General features: G+C 77.0%; 13 protein-coding genes. 6 read left to right on the top strand and 7 right to left on the bottom strand.

Annotation, left to right across the window (positions count from 1 at the left end; genetic code table 11):
• The first annotated feature begins 51 nt into the window (after window positions 1–51).
• Together KGD84_RS02020 and KGD84_RS02025 are read left to right on the top strand one after the other, a co-directional pair.
• On the top strand, window positions 52–330 hold the full coding sequence (locus tag KGD84_RS02020; protein ID WP_370634647.1) for a DUF6412 domain-containing protein: 279 nt from the start codon (window positions 52–54) through the stop codon (window positions 328–330).
• Window positions 331–433: 103 nt separating this feature from the next.
• A complete protein-coding gene (locus KGD84_RS02025; RefSeq protein WP_220564427.1) occupies window positions 434–1,153 on the top strand; it encodes a YidC/Oxa1 family membrane protein insertase in 720 nt (239 codons plus the stop codon).
• Window positions 1,154–1,384: 231 nt separating this feature from the next.
• Here the strand turns inward: KGD84_RS02025 and KGD84_RS02030 are convergent, their stop codons facing one another.
• The 3 genes from KGD84_RS02030 to KGD84_RS02040 all read right to left on the bottom strand — a co-directional run bounded on the left by KGD84_RS02030 (window position 1,385) and on the right by KGD84_RS02040 (window position 3,247).
• Complete coding sequence (locus KGD84_RS02030) at window positions 1,385–2,002, bottom strand: superoxide dismutase family protein (RefSeq protein WP_220564428.1); 618 nt, start codon at window positions 2,000–2,002, stop codon at window positions 1,385–1,387.
• Between the two features lie 78 nt (window positions 2,003–2,080).
• A complete protein-coding gene (locus KGD84_RS02035; protein WP_220564429.1) occupies window positions 2,081–2,548 on the bottom strand; it encodes a DUF3291 domain-containing protein in 468 nt (155 codons plus the stop codon).
• A gap of 33 nt (window positions 2,549–2,581) precedes the next feature.
• A complete protein-coding gene (locus KGD84_RS02040; RefSeq protein ID WP_220564430.1) occupies window positions 2,582–3,247 on the bottom strand; it encodes a helix-turn-helix transcriptional regulator in 666 nt (221 codons plus the stop codon).
• A 92-nt stretch (window positions 3,248–3,339) separates the two neighbouring features.
• Here KGD84_RS02040 and KGD84_RS02045 point away from each other — a divergent pair, with 92 nt between their 5' ends.
• From KGD84_RS02045 to KGD84_RS02060, 4 genes are all read left to right on the top strand, one after another.
• Complete coding sequence (locus tag KGD84_RS02045; RefSeq protein WP_220564431.1) at window positions 3,340–3,960, top strand: YigZ family protein; 621 nt, start codon at window positions 3,340–3,342, stop codon at window positions 3,958–3,960.
• Between the two features lie 112 nt (window positions 3,961–4,072).
• The gene (locus KGD84_RS02050) at window positions 4,073–5,539 is read left to right on the top strand and encodes an outer membrane protein assembly factor BamB family protein (RefSeq protein WP_220564432.1); all 1,467 of its coding nucleotides are present in this window, start codon (window positions 4,073–4,075) and stop codon (window positions 5,537–5,539) included.
• Window positions 5,540–5,701: 162 nt separating this feature from the next.
• Window positions 5,702–8,011, top strand: a complete 2,310-nt coding sequence (locus KGD84_RS02055) for a fibronectin type III domain-containing protein (RefSeq protein WP_220564433.1) — start codon at window positions 5,702–5,704, stop codon at window positions 8,009–8,011.
• Window positions 8,011–8,439: a spore-associated protein gene (locus KGD84_RS02060; RefSeq protein WP_220564434.1), complete on the top strand. Its 429-nt coding sequence runs from the start codon at window positions 8,011–8,013 to the stop codon at window positions 8,437–8,439. The genes KGD84_RS02055 and KGD84_RS02060 overlap by 1 nt, the downstream gene beginning before the upstream one ends.
• Window positions 8,440–8,442: 3 nt before the next feature.
• Here the strand turns inward: KGD84_RS02060 and KGD84_RS02065 are convergent, their stop codons facing one another.
• The 4 genes from KGD84_RS02065 to KGD84_RS02080 are packed head-to-tail and all read right to left on the bottom strand — an operon-like array spanning window position 8,443 to window position 15,116.
• Window positions 8,443–10,719, bottom strand: coding sequence for a hypothetical protein (locus KGD84_RS02065; protein ID WP_220564435.1), 2,277 nt, complete (start codon window positions 10,717–10,719; stop codon window positions 8,443–8,445).
• Window positions 10,720–10,774: 55 nt separating this feature from the next.
• A complete protein-coding gene (locus tag KGD84_RS02070; RefSeq protein WP_220564436.1) occupies window positions 10,775–13,030 on the bottom strand; it encodes a transglutaminase TgpA family protein in 2,256 nt (751 codons plus the stop codon).
• Window positions 13,018–14,145 (bottom strand): DUF58 domain-containing protein, encoded by a 1,128-nt coding sequence (locus KGD84_RS02075; RefSeq protein WP_220564437.1) that lies wholly within the window; start codon window positions 14,143–14,145, stop codon window positions 13,018–13,020. Before KGD84_RS02075 ends, KGD84_RS02070 begins: the two co-directional genes overlap by 13 nt.
• Window positions 14,145–15,116, bottom strand: a complete 972-nt coding sequence (locus tag KGD84_RS02080) for an AAA family ATPase (RefSeq protein ID WP_220565464.1) — start codon at window positions 15,114–15,116, stop codon at window positions 14,145–14,147. Before KGD84_RS02080 ends, KGD84_RS02075 begins: the two co-directional genes overlap by 1 nt.
• Window positions 15,117–15,189: the final 73 nt, after the last annotated feature.

Genomic DNA, 15,189 nt, shown 5'->3' on the forward strand with positions numbered 1-15,189 from the left:
GGCCGGATAGGATTTGCCGTGATACGGCCGGTGACACGGGGAGGGGACGCGGTGCACGCTCTGCTGCTGTTCCTCGCCGAACTCCTCTTCATCGGCCCCGGACCCGACGCCCTGCCCTCCGCCCCCATGGCGCTGCTGTTCGCCGCGGTGGGCGCCGCCGCCGTCGTCTGGTACCTGGCGTACGGCCCCGCGGCGGTCCCGGCGGGCGACACCACGGCCGGGCGGACGGGCGCGATGCGCCGCCGCTCGGAGCGGTCGGCGGTGCCGACCCTGCGCGACCCCGACGCGGCGGGCAGACCGCGTCCCAGAGCGCCCGGCGCGGCCCGGTAGCGGCCGCCCGACACCCGATCCCGTCGTTCCCGAACGCCCCTTCGGCGTCCCCGGGCGGCCCGACGTCCGCATTCTCCACCCCGGACGAAGGGTCCTTTCCACCGTGTACTCCGTGTGGCCGATCTCGGCCGTCATGTCCCTGCTCACCGCGGTCCTGACCGCCCTCACCGCCTTCTTCACACCCCTGGCGGGCGAACCCGCCGCGGCGCTGGCCGTGGTCGGCCTGACCGTCGCCGTCCGCCTGCTGCTCCTGCCCCTGGGGGTGATGCAGGTGCGCGCCGAGAAGGTCCGGACGCGCCTGGCGCCCCGGATCGCCGAGATCACGGCCCGGCACCGCGACGACCCGCAGAAGATGGTGGCCGCCCAGCAGAAGCTCTACGCCGAGGCGGGCACCTCGCCGCTGGCGGGCTGCCTGCCCTCGCTGGCGCAGCTGCCCGTGGTCATCGCCCTGTACGGGGTGTTCATCGGCCAGGGCCCCGGCGGCGGCGGGCTGTTGGAGCACACCCTGGCCGGGGTGGCGCTGAGCGCCACCCCGGTGGCGGCGGGCGGGCCGGGCGCCCTGGTCTTCGGCTCGCTGCTGGCCCTGCTGGCGCTGGTGGCGTGGGCCTCGCGCCGGTACCTCCCGATGCCCGCCGTCACCCCCGAGGCCGAGCGCATGGCCCGCGGCCCGATCTCGTACCTGCCGTTCATGACGGTGGTCGTCGCGGTGTTCGTGCCGCTGGCCGCGGGCCTGTACCTGCTGGCCTCGGGCGCGTGGGCGCTCGGCGAGCGGCTGCTGCTGCGCCGGGTGCTCCCCGAGCCCACCGTCCCCGCCGCCCGCTAGGAACCGGGGCCCGTCCGGCGGAAGCCCCCGCGGTTCGGCGCCTGCGCCGAAGGAGCACGGGCGGTCTCCCGCGAGGCGACGGGCGCGGGTCGGCCCGGGGCCGCCAGGCGGAACGACCCGCCGGACGGGCCCGGGGGCCGGGGCCCGTGCTCCGAATGCCCCCCTGTGCCATCGGGGGCCGGCGGGGCGCCCGGCGGGCCGCGGCGCAGCGGGGGCTCAGGAGGGCACGGCCTAGAACGCGACGCTGACGCAGGCGAGGCGGTCGCCCGCGGTGCCCGCCTCGCCGTGCTCCGTCGCGGTGTGCCGCTCGTGCAGCACCAGGGAGTTGGCCTCGCCCTCGCGGAACTCCCACGGCACGGTGGCGCTGGCCGTGCCGGCCCCGGCGGAGTCGGTGGTGAAGTCCAGCCAGATCTCGTTCTCGGGGTTGGCGTAGGCCGGGTCGGTGGAGGGGGTCTCCGCGTCGGCGGCCGGGTCCTGCTCGTTCTGGTAGTGCGGCCCGGCGTCCTCGGGCTTCTCCCCGCACGGCCGGGTGTGCACGTGCGCGCCGAAGTCGCGGTCGGCCTCCAGCCCGGTGCCGGTGAACTGAACGAACGTCGTGCCCTCCTGGGTGCGCACCTGGACGTCGGAGGTGGCGCCCTCGGGCACGGCGGTCTCGTCGTAGGTGATGGCGGCCCGGCTCTCCCCGGGGACCATGAAGATCCCGGCGGTGACGCTGGGGGAGGCGGTGGGCTGGACGCCTGCCGGGCTCTGCGGGGAGTCGGCCCCGCCCTCGTCTGAGCCCCCGGAGCAGCCGGTGGCGAGCAGCGCGGTCAGGGCCAGGGCCCCGGCGGTGAGCGGTGGCGTGCGCATGACGGAACTCCCGGTGGTTTCTCGACGGTCGTCCGCAAGGTTACCCAAAGCAATGGATTCATCGCTTTGAGTGCGGATTCAGGGTGTCGCGGGGGGAGGGAAATGCGTCCTGAGAGTGAAGGCCTCGGGGGAGGGGCCGTGTTCGCGCAACAGGTCGAGACGCCTCCCGGCCTCCTCGACACTCGGGATCGTACCGCTCGGAATCCACCACAGCACCAGGTGCGGGCCCTCCGACCGCTCGAACCACTCCCGCCGCCCGCGCAGCAGTTCGAGGTGGTCGGTCCGGTAGGTGAAGTCCCACAGGGTCTCCAGGTCCTCCCACACCGAGTAGTTGACCAGGTAGGAGTCCCCGAACGGGCGCAGGCCGGTCGCGTCCTCCTTGCCCTCCTCGATCAGGCGCCACACGAAGCCGGGGGCCTTCTCGGCCATCAGGTTGACCGGTTCGATCTGTGAGGTGAACCCCTCCATGGAGGGGTCGGAGAGGGGGGCCTTCAGGCGGCCGATGTTGAACTGGGCCAGCTGGTGGCCGGGGCGGGGGTCGCTCATGCGAGGTATCGGACCACGGCCCCGGCTTCTATGTCAATCTTTTTTGTTTTTAGAGATGACCACACAGCACCGGCCCGCCGCCGGGTCCAGTCGGGCCCGGCCGCCGTCCTCCCCGGCCGCCTCCAGCACCCCCCGCAGCAGTTCCAGGTTCAGACCGCAGGCCAGCGGCGGGAAGTCCCGCGCCAGCGCGTGGAACGGGCAGTTGCGCAACCGCAGGCAGCTCTCCCCGGGCTCCCCGCCCGGCACCTCCTCCGGCTCGTAGCCGCGCTCGCGCAGTAGCCCCTCCAGGGACTCCGCGGCCGATCCCCGGGCGATCCGCCGCCCCTCCTCGCGCGCGGCCGCGTGCAGCGCCTCCTCCGCGCCGTGCCGCTCCACCGCCTCCGCCAGCACCCGCGCCGCCAGCCCGTAGTCGCGCGGAGGCAGGTGCACCGACAGCTCCCGGTCGGCCCGCCGGTACAGCTTGGCCGGACGCCCCGCCCCCGGCCCCTCCCGGCCGTTCAGCCGCCGGTGCGCGGTCTCCAGCAGCCCCGCCTCGGCCAGCCGGTCCAGGTGGTGCGCGGCCAGCGTCCGCTGGATGCCGAGCGCCTGCGCGGCCTCGGCCCGGCCCACCTCGCCGCCCGACTCCACCACGAACTCGTACAGCCTGCGCCGCAGCGGGTCGGCCAGGGCCCCGGCGGCGTCGATCGAGGAGTCGTCCATGCCCCCATTGTCCGCGCCCGCCGCGGGTGCGGCGGGCGCGGAGGCGGGTGGGACACTGGACGGGCCCACCAGACCCCGTCCGAACAGGCGACATGCGAACGATCAGACGCGACGGCGAGCACGAGCTGGAGATCAAGCGCTCCCGCTTCCTCTGCGCCCTGGCCCGCGTGGCCGACGAGGAGGCCGCCCGGGAGTTCATCGCCCGGCGGCGCAGGGAGCACTGGAGCGCGACCCACAACTGCACCGCGTACATCCTCGGCGAGGACGGCGGGATCCAGCGCTCCAGCGACGACGGCGAGCCCGCCGGCACCGCGGGCGTGCCCATGCTGGAGGTGCTGCGCCACCGGGGGATGACCGACACCGTCGCCGTCGTCACCCGCTACTACGGGGGCGTCAAGCTCGGCGCGGGCGGCCTGATCCGCGCCTACGGCAACGCCGTGTCCGCCGCGATCGACGCCGTCGGGGTGCTGGAGCGCCGCCGCCTGCTCCTCGTGGACGTGTTCGCCGACTACGTGATCGGCGGGCGGCTGGAGAGCGACCTGCGCGACTCCCGCTTCCACGTCCGCGAGGTCGACTACGGGGCCCGGGTGCGCGTCGAGGTGGCCCTGCCGGAGGCGGAGCTCCCGGAGTTCGAGGTCCTCCTCGCCGAGCTCACCGGCGGGAGGGCCGAGGCGGAGGTGCGCGGCAGCACCGTCGTGGACGTGGAGCCCTGAGCGGACGGCCCGGTTCACGGCGGCGTAACGACCGGTGGCCGTGTGTATCGGCACGCCGACACCCGGCTTAGGATTTGCCGTAAACGTCATCGTTCGTGGGGAGAAACCGTTCATGCGCAGCTCACGGGCGCCTGGGGCCCTCACCTGCGGCCTCGCGGTCCTGTTGCTCGCGGCGTGCAGCGGCGACCCCGACCCCGGCCCCGGGCCGTCCGGGCAGGAGAGCGAGCCCGCGCCGGTGCCCACGGCGTTCGAGGGCCAGGCCCCGCCCGGCATCGAGGGCGAGGTGCTGCGGGTCCTGCACGGTGACGGCGCCGACGTCCACGAGATCTTCGCCGACCCGCTGGGCGTGCGGATCAGCCCCGTCGGCGACGCCTTCCTGGTCAGCTCCGGGGGCGAGGACCGCCACCTGCTCCAGGACGCCGCCACCGGCGCCGACCTGTGGGAGGGCGAGGCGCGCTTCCGCGGCTTCGACGCCGACCTGGACGGCGACCCGGTGCTGCTGATGTCCGACGGGGACCGCCCCTTCGTCCTGGACGCCGGGGGCGGCGTCCTGTGGGAGCCCGCCGAGGAGGGCGACCTCTACCTGGACGGGATCGGCGTGCGCCGCCCCGCCGAGTGGTCGGCGGAGGAGCCCTACGGGGAGTACACGGTCCTGGACGCCGACGGCGGGGAGCTGTGGACCTACGAGTTCGCCGCCCCGCCGGAGGAGCCCTCCGACGAGCCCTCCGACGGCGCCGGGGAGGACGGGTCCGCGGACGGGGACGAGGCCGCGCGGGAGCCCGGCGAGGAGCCCCAGGGGCTCGGCGTGCCCGTCACCGCCTGGGACGGGGCCGTCCTGCTCGACTCCGGCGGCGGCGCCCTGCACGCCCGCTCCCTCGACCCCGACGAGCCCGGCGGGGAGCTGTGGACCCTGGACGCCGGGTCCGACGACGACCTGGGGCTGGCCGACCTCGCCCCCCTGCCCGTCCCGCACGTGCTGGGCCTGTTCCCGCTGCCCGCCCCGGAGGAGGACGCCACCGGGGACGGGGAGGAGGCCGGCGAGCCCGGCGACGACGTCCTGCTGGTGCGCTGGAGCAGTGCCGAGTCCCCCTCGGTGCTCTCCGCCCACGACCCGGCCGACGGCGCTCTGCTGTGGACCCTGGAGGAGCCCGGCCCCAACCCCGTCGGCGGCGCCTACGACCCGGCCGGGCCCGCGGGCGGCCTCTACGACACCGCCACCGGCACCTTCCTGCTGCCCCAGGCCAGCGGCACGGCCACCGCCGTCGCCGTCGACCTGGCCGCCGGAGAGGTGCTGTGGGGCCTGGAGGAGGAGGACGGCGCGTTCTCCCCGGCCTTCGCCCACGCCGGGTTCGTCTACGGCTCCGACCGCGGCGGGGAATCCGACTCCCAGGTGGTGCTGGACGCCCTCGACATGGACGTGGCCGCCGACGACCTGGACGCCCACGTCGAGGCCGTCACCGAGGGCGGGCACGCCATCCTCGTCCAGGGCCGCCAGCGCTTCGTCTACGGGCCGCCCCCACAGGAGGAGCCGGAGGAGTCCGCGAGCCCCTCCGAGTCCCCCGGCGACGACGCGAGCTGACGGTGCGGTTCGTGGTGGGAATTCCGCATTGACGGGTTTCCCGGGGGCTGGTAGACAATTGCCTGTCCTCTGCTCGGCCCGTGCCCCGTGCCGACCCCCCGACCCCGGCCCCTTCTCGGTGCCCGCCCGCACGCGCCACCCCGTCAGAGGGAGAGCAGCATCGTGGCCCCCTCCACCGAACCCACCGCGCCCCCCGGACGCCCCGCCCGCCAGGGCCGCGCGGCCCGCCTGTTCGGCTCCCTCCGGAACCGGGCCCGCGCCAACGCCTCCGGACTGACGGTCGTCCTCCTCACCGCAGCCCTGGTCAGCACCGTCCTGGGCACCGGAGCCCTCGGCCGCGCCGACGAGATGTCCGACGGCGCCGTGTGGCTGTGGACCAGCCCCCTCGGCGAGGCCGCCCGCGTCAACGGCAACAGCGGCGAGGTCGACCTGGTCGCGGGCCTGCCCGAGTCGGCGGGCACCGACGTCCGCGTCGTCCAGAACGACGACTACCTGCTCCTCTACGACCCCGTCACCGGCAAGGTCACCTCGGTGGACCTGCGCCGGATGGGCTTCTCCGGCGTCCTCGAACTGGGCTCCGGCGACTTCGACCTGGTGCTCGGCGAGGACGCGGCCGCGGTGATCGACCGGGCCTCCGGCGAGGTGAAGGCGGTCGACCCCGCCACCCTCCAGCCCACGGGGGAGACGCTGAAGATCCCGGCACCGCTGGTCGGCGGGGCCTTCGACGACGAGGGGACGCTCTGGCTGGGGGCGCCCTCCCAGGGCACCGTCGTGGGCGTGGAGATCCCCGAGGACGAGGCGGTCATCGAGCGGACCGCCGCCGTCGCCGAACCCGGCGCCGACCTCGCCCTCACGGTCCTGGACGAGGGGGCGCTCGCGGTCGACCGGACCGGGGACCGCCTCGTCACCCTGGACGCGGGCGGCGAGACGGAGGCCGTCGACTCCCCGGTGCCGCTGGAGGACGCCGAACTGCCCGCGCGGACCCGCGGCGACCTGGTCGCCGTGTCCCTGCCCGGCGCCGGAGAGGTCCTCACGGTGACCGACCCGCACGGCGCGGCCGGGGTCGCGCACTTCCCGGTCGGCGAGGACGCCGGCGCCGCCGTCGCCTACGAGGGGCGCGTCTACGTGCCGTTCGCCGGCGAGGGCACGGTGCGGGTCTTCGACGCCGAGGGCGGAGAACTCAACCCGGTCACCCTGCCCGAGGCCGAGGGGCCGCTGGAGCTGGAGGTCCGGGAGGGGCGCCTGTTCATCAACTCGCCCCGCACCGGGACCGCCGCGGTCGTCGACCCCGACGGCACGGCCACCATCGTCGACAAGTCCGACCCGCCGCCCGGCCCCGGCGACGAGGAGGACGGCGCCCCGGCGCCCGGCTCCCCCGACGCCGGCGACACCGGCGAGCCCGACGACCAGCCCGGCACGGACCCCGGGACCGGCCAGGCCGCCGACGAGCCCGGCGACGACGGACCGGCGGACCTGCCGGACCTCCCCGGCCCCGGCGACGAGTCCGGCGACGGCCAGGGCGGCCGCGGCGAGGGCGACGGCGCGGGCGAGGGGGACGGCCCCGGAGAGCCGCTTCCGCCCGTCCCGAGCTCCGACCCCAGCCCCGACCCCGAGGAGCCGGAGGAGCCCGAGGGCGCGCCGCCCGGCGCCCCCACCCCGGTGACCGCCACCGCGGGCGACGGCTCCGTCTCCCTGAGCTGGCCGGAGGCCTACTCCCCGGACGCGCCGGTGGAGGAGTACCTGATCACCTGGGACGACGGCGAGCTGACCGTCGGCGGCGACGAGCTCTCCGCCGAGATCTCCGACCTGGTCAACGGCACCACCTACCGGTTCCGTGTCCGGGCCGCCAACGCCAACGGGCCCGGCCCGGCGGCGCAGAGCACCGAGGTCACCCCCGGCGAGCGGGCACCGGGCGCCCCCGGCTCCGTGACGGCCACGGCCACCGGGGGCGGGAGCGCCACGGTCTCCTGGGAGGCGGTGGACGGTGCGCACGACTACCTGCTGACCATCGACGCGGCTTCGGGCGCGGACCCGGCCGACCGCACCTCCACCGGGACGTCCGCGGACGTCTCCGGGCTGACGCCGGGCGGGACCTACACCTTCACCGTCACCGCGCGGACCGAGGGCGGGGTGAGCGGCGGCTCGACGAGCAGCGAGCCGCTCACCATGCCCAAGCCGGAGCTGGGCGCTCCCGCGAGCGTCAGCCACACCGTCTCGGGCGGCAACGTGACCGTCACCTGGACCGCGGTCGAGGGCGCGGCGCGGTACACGATCACGCCGCGCGGCGACGGTGCGCTCCAGCCGGTGACGGTGGCCGGGTCCTCCGCCGGGGGCGGATCGGTGTCCCACACCATGGCCCGCGGGTCGACCGGGCGCTGCTACGGGTTCACCGTGGTCGCGGTGGCGGAGGACGGCACGGTCGCGCAGTCCTCGACCAGCGGTCCCTCCAGATGCGAAAGGGAGTTCCGGTGATGCGTCGTCGAACGAGGACCCGCGCCTCCTGGGCCGGGGTCCTGGTGGCCGCCGTCGCGGCGGTGCTGCTGTCCCCGACCTCGGCCGTACAGGCGGCCGACCCGGTCGCCATCTGCAACTCGGGGAGTGCGGAGGGGGCGTTGACGTACACACAGAACGCCGCCGGATGGCCCAGGTCCATTCCCGGCGGTGGCGGGACGATGTACCTCTTCTACGAGGGCAACCTCGGCCAGAACTGCGCCGTGACCGTCGGCTCCGGCGCCGTGGACATCGGCCTGCGCGTCTCGGGCGGCGCCGGGGCGCAGTGGAGCACCGGGAACGGGGTCACCGGCCCGGTGTACGTGCGGGCCAAGGGCGTCTGCGTCGACGTCACCGGCTCCTCCGGCGGTCGGTCCCACACCGTCTGGGGCACCAACTGCGGCAGCTGACCCTCAGCCCGCGCCGCGCTCGGTGCAGACCTCCTCGGAGTGGGCGATGGTGTCCGCGCCCAGGACGGCGATGACGATGAAGCAGTACTCCGTCTCCGGGTCGAGCCCCTCCACCCGGGCCTCGGCCGTGCCCGCCACCGCGTCGGCGAGCGAGGCTGGGGTGTCGCCCGCGGGGCCGCCCACGACGTGATGGGGGGCGGACTCCGCGCCGGGGGCCGCCGTCCAGGTCAGCACCACGGCCTCGCCGGAGTCCTCCAGGGCCACGTCCGCGGGTGCCGACTCCGGGTCGATGGCGGCGCCGGGGACCTCCGAGGCCTCCGGCAGCTCGGCCCCCGGAGGGGGTGTCTCCTCGCGGGACATGAGGCCCACCGCGCCCAGCACCGCCGCCACCGGGCCCGGGTTGAGGAAGGTCGCCACGCCCAGGACGATGACGAGGACCGACGCCGCCGCGACCACGATCCGGAGCGCGCCCCAGCGCGGTGCGCCCTCGTCCGGCTCCGGTCGCGGGCCGGCGCCGGGGGTGCCCGGCTCCAGCAGGCCGTGCCAGGGGTCACGCGGGGCGCCGCCCGAGGGCTGCCCGCCGGGCGGCGGCGGTGCCTGTCGGGCGACGACGGGGGGCGTCGATGGGGTCTGGTCGACGATGCCGTGCCAGGGGTCCCGGGGCACGGGGTCCGTCTTCGCCGGGAGGGGCGCCGTGGCGGTCGGCTCCACGGCGCCGCTCCGGGTCTGGGAGGGCGTACCCGGGGCCGGTGGCCGGGGGATGGGCGTCGCGGGGATGGTCGTCGGCCTCGCGGGGGCAGGGGGCTCCACCGGAGGGGGAGCGGGGTCGGTGCGCGGCCCGGGCCCGACCGGCGGCTCCGCCGCAGCCGGGGGCGCCTCCCCGGGCGCCTCCACCACAGGCGGCACCCCCGGCACTTCCCCGGCGGACGCCGTAGGGCTTACGGGAGCCGCTGTCCCCGCAGGCATCGCCTGCTCCACAGACGCCGCAGGGGCCCCGGGCGTCACAGGCATCGCGGGCGCGGTGTCCGGGACCGCCGCCTCCTCTGCGGGCGGGTCCTCCGTCGTGGGTGCCGCAGAGGCCACAGAGACCCCGGGCGTCACAGGCGCCGCAGGCATCGCGGGCGTCACGTCTGAGGCCGCCGCCTCCGTAAGGGGCACCGTCTTCTCTGCGGGTACCGCAGGGGCACCAGGGGGCGCGGACGCCGGGTTCGGGGCCGATGCTGCCTCTGCATGCGTCGCCTCGACCTCGGAGGGGTCCTCCTTCACAGGGGTCACGTGTGTCGCAGGGGGCACAGGTGTGCCGGGGGTCGCGGCTGCCTCTGCGGGCTGGCCCTCTGTCGTGGGCGCCGCAGAGGCCAGAGAGGCCGGAGGGGCCCCGGGTGTCACAGGTGGCGCAGGCATCGCAGGGTGCGCGGGCTCCGCAGGGGCCACGGGGGTCGCGGGCGTCGCGGGTGGGGCTTCGGGGACGGGCGGTGCGGGCGGGGTCGGCACCGCGCCTGGGGTGGCGGCTCGGAGGGCGGCGGCGAAGGCGGCCGCGTCGGGGTGGCGCAGGGCGGGGTCCTTGGCCAGGCCGCGCGACAGCACCGACCACCACGCGCCGGGCAGGTCCGCGCGCGGCGGCGGCAGCACCTCGGCGAGCACCCGCTCCCGGAGCGAGAACAGGTCCGCGGGGCCGTCGGCGAACGGCGGGCGCCCGGCCAGCAGCGTCCACAGCGTGGCGGCCAGCCGGTACACGTCGGAGGCCGGGGTCGCCGCCCGGCCGTCCACCGCCTCCGGCGGGGTGTGGGGCAGGGCGGCGACGTCCGGCGCGGGCCCGGGTGTCCTCAGCGGCAGCACTCGGTCCAGGCCGGTGAGCGCGACCTCCCCGCCGCCGAGCAGGACGTGCGAGGGCTCCACGGCGTGGTGCGCCAGCCCGGCCGCGTGCAGCGCCTCCAGCGCCCCGGCCACGACCGCCCCGACCCGGGCGACCTCCGGCAGGGGGAGCGGGTGGCGGCGGTCCAGCACCCCCGCGTAGTCGCCGTCCCCGTACAGGGGCATGGCGACGAAGGGCCGCCCCGACCGCGTGCTCCCGGCGGCCAGCACCCGCACCGCCCCGGGCACGTCCTCCGGCACCCGCGCCCGCTCCGGCGCGGCGCCGGCCGTGCGCGCCACCTTGAGGACGACCGGGTCGCCGCCGCCGTCCGGGACGGCCCGGTAGACGGTGGCGGCCGCACCCCGGTGCAGCACCTCCAGGGAGTGGAACCCCTCCACGAGGCTCCCGCCGGACGTCATCCGGTCCATCGCCCGTACCTCCTCACGGCCGGTCCATCCACGAAGCCCCCTACCGCGGCGGCGCTCACCGGGCCCGCCAGAACAGCGGCCGGGGGTCGAACCACCACAGCGCCCGCCGCGCCCGGCCGCGGGTCCGGCGCAGCCCGGACGAGCACCGCCGCACCGCGGCGGCGGCCTCGGCCGCCGCCTCCCGGCTCACCCGGGCGTTCTCGGCGAACCCGATCCAGTTCACCGCCCGGCCCAGCCGGTCCAGCCCGACGCCCGCCCCCGCGGGGAGCAGGCCGTCAACGGCGGCGAGGGTCTCGCCCACCGTCCGTCCGGCCGGGAGCGGCGCCCCGCACTGGCGCAGCGTGTCCCGCAGCTCCCACCAGGCGCCCAGCACCCGGCGCTCGGGGGACCCGGTCCGCAGCCGCAGCCACCTCCGGGCCAGCCGCGCCGCCGGGACCGCCACCGCCGCCGCGAGCAGCGCGGTGCCCGCGAACAGCGCGGGCCGGGTCCACGCGTCCTCGCGCTCCGGCGGCCGCTCCTGCGACCCCTGGGCCCCGCCGCCCTGCGCCCCCTGGCTCTCCGCCTCCGGGCCGTCCTCGTCGCCGGCGGTGCCGGCGGACGTCTCCTCGGGGGCCTCCTCGCCCTCCTCGCCGGGGGTCACGGAGAAGGGCACCCAGCCGAAGCCCTCGAAGTACACCTCGCCCCACGCGACGGCGTCGCCGGTGCGCACCGTGCGCGCGCCGCCCTCGGCGCCGTCCCCCGGGCCGAAGCCGACGACGACCCGGCTCGGCAGCCCGGCGGCCCTGGCCAGCAGGGCGAAGGCGCTGGCGAACTGCTCGGAGGTCCCCCCGCCGCCCTGCTCCCCGGGCGGCGCCAGCACCCGCGCGACGTGGGCGTACCCGTGGCCGCCCGGGGACTCGGCGGAGAAGTGGTGCGACTCGCGCAGGTACTCGGCGATGAGCCGGGCCCGCTCGTAGGGCGGCCCCTGGCCGGAGACCGCGGCGACCACGTCGTTCAGGACCGGGGGAGCCCCCGGGGGCAGCTCCCGGTACCGGTCGAACTCCGGGCCCGCCGGGACGTGCGCCGTCTCCAGCTCGGCGGGCCGCCAGTCGCCCACGTCCCCGGTGACCGTGTACTCCGTGCCCGCGACCGGGCCCTCCCGGAGCACCACCACCCCCGACCGGGCGTCGTGGCCCACGGAGGGCAGGTCGATCGTGCGCGGGGCCCCGACGACCGGGACCCACCCGCCGGGCAGTTCCTCGCCCACGGCCACCTCCGCGCTGCCGCGGACGGCGTGCGGCGGCGCGGGCACCGGCGCGGGGAGCACCTCTCCGGCGGCCCGGTAGCCCCCCTCCGGCAGCCACGTCGTGCCGGTGAAGTCCGCCAGGGCGACCCAGCGCAGTTCGACGGGCTCCTCGGACCGCACCGTCAGCAGCGGGTCGTCCGGGGCGGCGGCCCACTCGGAGAGGTGGCCGAGCGGGTTCAGGGCGGCCTCGGGGGCCAGTGGCGGGGTGAGGGCCTCGCGCGGGTCGCGCGGCCGGGCCTCCCAGTCCGCGAGGAGCACCGGGCCGCCGAACACCGTGACGGCGGCCGCCAGGACGGTGACGAGCACCGTCGTCAGGAACCGGCCGGCCCGCCCGCCCGGCGCCGCCCCCTCCGGGCCGCCGTCCTCGACCACCAGGTCGGCGGCCGTCGGACCGTCCGCCCCCGGCGGCGGGCGTTCGGCGGAGACCGCGGACATCAGCAGCACCGCGGCCACCGCCACGAGCCCGATCGAGGGGAACCCGGGCGGGGCCACCGGCCCGTTGAGCACCACCGCGCCCACCAGCCACAGCAGCCCCGGCAGGATCGCCAGCGCGGGCCGCCGCCCGTGCCAGAGCAGCACCGAGCCGACCCCGGCGAGCCAGGTGGCCAGCAGCGGAGCCGTGAGCGTGTCCACGCTGAGCGGCGTGGGAGCGGCACTGGTCAGGATCCGGGCGCCGGAGTGGACCAGCGCCTCGACCGTGGAGTCGACCACGCCCGTCCCCTGGCCCGGGAGCAGGACGGCGCAGACGACGACCGCCGCCAGCGGCAGCGGGAGCCCGGCCGGGACCACCAGGGACGGGCGCAGCCGGGCCCGGGCCGCCAGCGTCACCAGCACCGCGAGCAGCGCGCACGCCGGCAGCACCACCTGCACCGGCAGGGGCGTCGCGTACCCGGGGGCGAGCGCCACGCCTCCGGCGGAGGAGGCCAGGACCAGGCCCGCGGCCGCCAGGAGCGTCCGCGGGACCGCGCGCCCCCCGCCGGTCCCGCCGGGGGAGGCGTCCGCGCGCTCGCGCGTCAGCGTGACCATGGGGCTCCGTTCCAGCGTTCCGCGAAACCGCGCGCGTCCCCGGCGCAGAGCAGGGTCACCGACGGCGGCGCCGCCGGCCGCTCCGCCGCTCCGAGGGAGATCGCGACCAGGGAGGAGTAGTGGTGCTCCAGCCGGCCGAACGACCGCAGGTCGGCGGTGCCGAGCGCGCCCCCCACCAGGATCGCGGTGTCCCCGGCCGGCCGGGACCGGGCCAGGCGCAGGGCGCCCTCCAGGTCGGCGTCCGGGGAGGGGACCGCCTCGGCGAGCAGGTCGAGCATCGGCGGCAGCCCGCCGGCGGAGTCGCGCCCCCGGCCGCTCACCAGCCACAGCTCGCAGTGCATGGACGCGCCCACCCCCGTCCCCACCAGGGAGGCGGCCACGCTCGCCACCTCGTCGAGCGCGTCCTCGCCGCCCGGGGCGGGCCGGTCGTCGACGATGACGTGCAGCCGCGGCTGGGAGACGTCGATGTACTCCCGCACCACGAGCCGGTCCAGCCGGGCCGAGCTGCGCCAGTGGACGTGCCGCAGGTCGTCCCCGGGGACGTGGTCGCGCAGGGTGTGGAAGGTCAGGGCCCCGGAGGGCGCCCCGTCGGCCTCGCCGTCGGGGTCGGCGCGCCGGCCCACCGGCACCGAGCCGAGCGGCTCCCACCGGGGGTGGACCCAGACCAGGTCCGTGTCCCCGTGGTCGCGGTACGCCGCGGCCAGCCCCAGCGGGTCCGAGCGGCCCGCGCGCAGCGGGCCCAGCCGGACGAGGCCGCGGCGGCCGGGCCGGAACCGGTAGTGGACCTCGGCGGCGGCCCGCCCCGCCAGCCGCTGCGGCCGCACCGGCCGCTCGCCCCGGTGGCCGCCCACGCGGTCGGCGGCGCGGACGGCCCGCCGCCCGGTGTTGCGCAGGGAGAGCCGCACGTCCACGGCGGCGCCGGGGGACGTGCGGACCGCGGAGGGGGAGCGCTCGACGGCCACGGCCGCCGGCCGCCCCACCGCGACCACGGCCAGGACGACCGCCGCCACGGCCACGCCGCCGAGCAGGGCCAGCTCCTGGTACTCGGACAGGACGCCGAGCACGAGCAGCAGGACACCGGTCCCGGCGACGGCCAGGCCCCGTGCTGTCGGCATCAGCCGGCCGCCGGGCCCGCGGGACGGCCGGGCGTGGGCGCGGGGGTGTCGCGGAGGATCTCCTCCAGCACGTCGGCGCCGCCCCGGCCGCCGATCGACGCCTCCGGGGAGGGGACCAGCCGGTGCGCCCAGACCGGGCGGGCCAGGTACTTGACGTCCTCGGGCTCCACGTAGGGGCGCCCGGAGGCGAGCGCGAACATCTTCGCAGTCCGCGCCATCGCCACCGTGGACCGGGTGGACAGGCCCACGCTCAGCTCCGCGCGGTCGCGGGTGGCGTGGGCGACGCGCAGGATGTACTCGTAGATCGAGTCGTGGACGAACACCCGCCGCGCGTCCCCGCGCAGCAGCTCCGCCTCCTCCGCGCTCAGGACGGGCTTCAGGTCGTCCGGGGAGGTCAGCGTCTCCCCGCGCATGATGGCGATCTCCGCGGCAGGGTCGGCGTAGCCCAGGGAGAGGCGCATGAGGAAGCGGTCCAGCTGGGCCTCGGGCAGCCGGTAGGTGCCCGACATCTCCACGGGGTTCTGGGTGGCCACGACCAGGAACGGGGAGGGCACCGCGTACCGCTCGCCGTCCACGGTGACCGCCTGCTCCTCCATGACCTCCAGCAGGGCCGACTGCGTCTTGGGCGAGGCCCGGTTGATCTCGTCGGCGACGACGACGTTGGCGAAGACCGGGCCGGGCCGGAACTCGAACTCCCGGGTGGCCTGGTTGAAGATCGTCACGCCGGTGACGTCGGAGGGCAGCAGGTCGGGGGTGAACTGGACGCGGCGCCAGTCGCCGCCCGCGACGGCGGCGACGGCGCGGGCCAGCGTGGTTTTGCCGGTGCCGGGCACGTCCTCCAGCAGGACGTGCCCCTGGCACAGCATGGCGACCAGGGCCAGGCGCACGACCTCGGACTTGCCCAGCAGGGCGGTCTCGACCGAGGCGGCGACACCGTCGAACAGGTCGGCGCGGATGACCGCGTCGTCCATGGTCAGCGGGAGGGCGGGGGCCGTGGCGGCGTGCGTGTTCACAGTGCGGTTTCCGGGGTGGTGAGGGAGGGAG

Origin of the sequence: Nocardiopsis changdeensis (assembly GCF_018316655.1) — a bacterium.
GTDB lineage: Bacteria > Actinomycetota > Actinomycetes > Streptosporangiales > Streptosporangiaceae > Nocardiopsis > Nocardiopsis changdeensis.

Excerpts from the sequence above, each read along its gene's own strand:
- KGD84_RS02030 (WP_220564428.1), bottom strand. The coding sequence starts at position 2,002 with ATGCGCACGCCACCGCTCACCGCCGGGGCCCTGGCCCTGACCGCGCTG.
- KGD84_RS02035 (WP_220564429.1), bottom strand. The coding sequence starts at position 2,548 with ATGAGCGACCCCCGCCCCGGCCACCAGCTGGCCCAGTTCAACATCGGC.
- KGD84_RS02040 (WP_220564430.1), bottom strand. The coding sequence starts at position 3,247 with ATGGACGACTCCTCGATCGACGCCGCCGGGGCCCTGGCCGACCCGCTG.
- KGD84_RS02045 (WP_220564431.1), top strand. The coding sequence starts at position 3,340 with ATGCGAACGATCAGACGCGACGGCGAGCACGAGCTGGAGATCAAGCGC.
- KGD84_RS02050 (WP_220564432.1), top strand. The coding sequence starts at position 4,073 with ATGCGCAGCTCACGGGCGCCTGGGGCCCTCACCTGCGGCCTCGCGGTC.
- KGD84_RS02060 (WP_220564434.1), top strand. The coding sequence starts at position 8,011 with ATGCGTCGTCGAACGAGGACCCGCGCCTCCTGGGCCGGGGTCCTGGTG.
- KGD84_RS02065 (WP_220564435.1), bottom strand. The coding sequence starts at position 10,719 with ATGGACCGGATGACGTCCGGCGGGAGCCTCGTGGAGGGGTTCCACTCC.
- KGD84_RS02070 (WP_220564436.1), bottom strand. The coding sequence starts at position 13,030 with ATGGTCACGCTGACGCGCGAGCGCGCGGACGCCTCCCCCGGCGGGACC.
- KGD84_RS02075 (WP_220564437.1), bottom strand. The coding sequence starts at position 14,145 with ATGCCGACAGCACGGGGCCTGGCCGTCGCCGGGACCGGTGTCCTGCTG.
- KGD84_RS02080 (WP_220565464.1), bottom strand. The coding sequence starts at position 15,116 with ATGGACGACGCGGTCATCCGCGCCGACCTGTTCGACGGTGTCGCCGCC.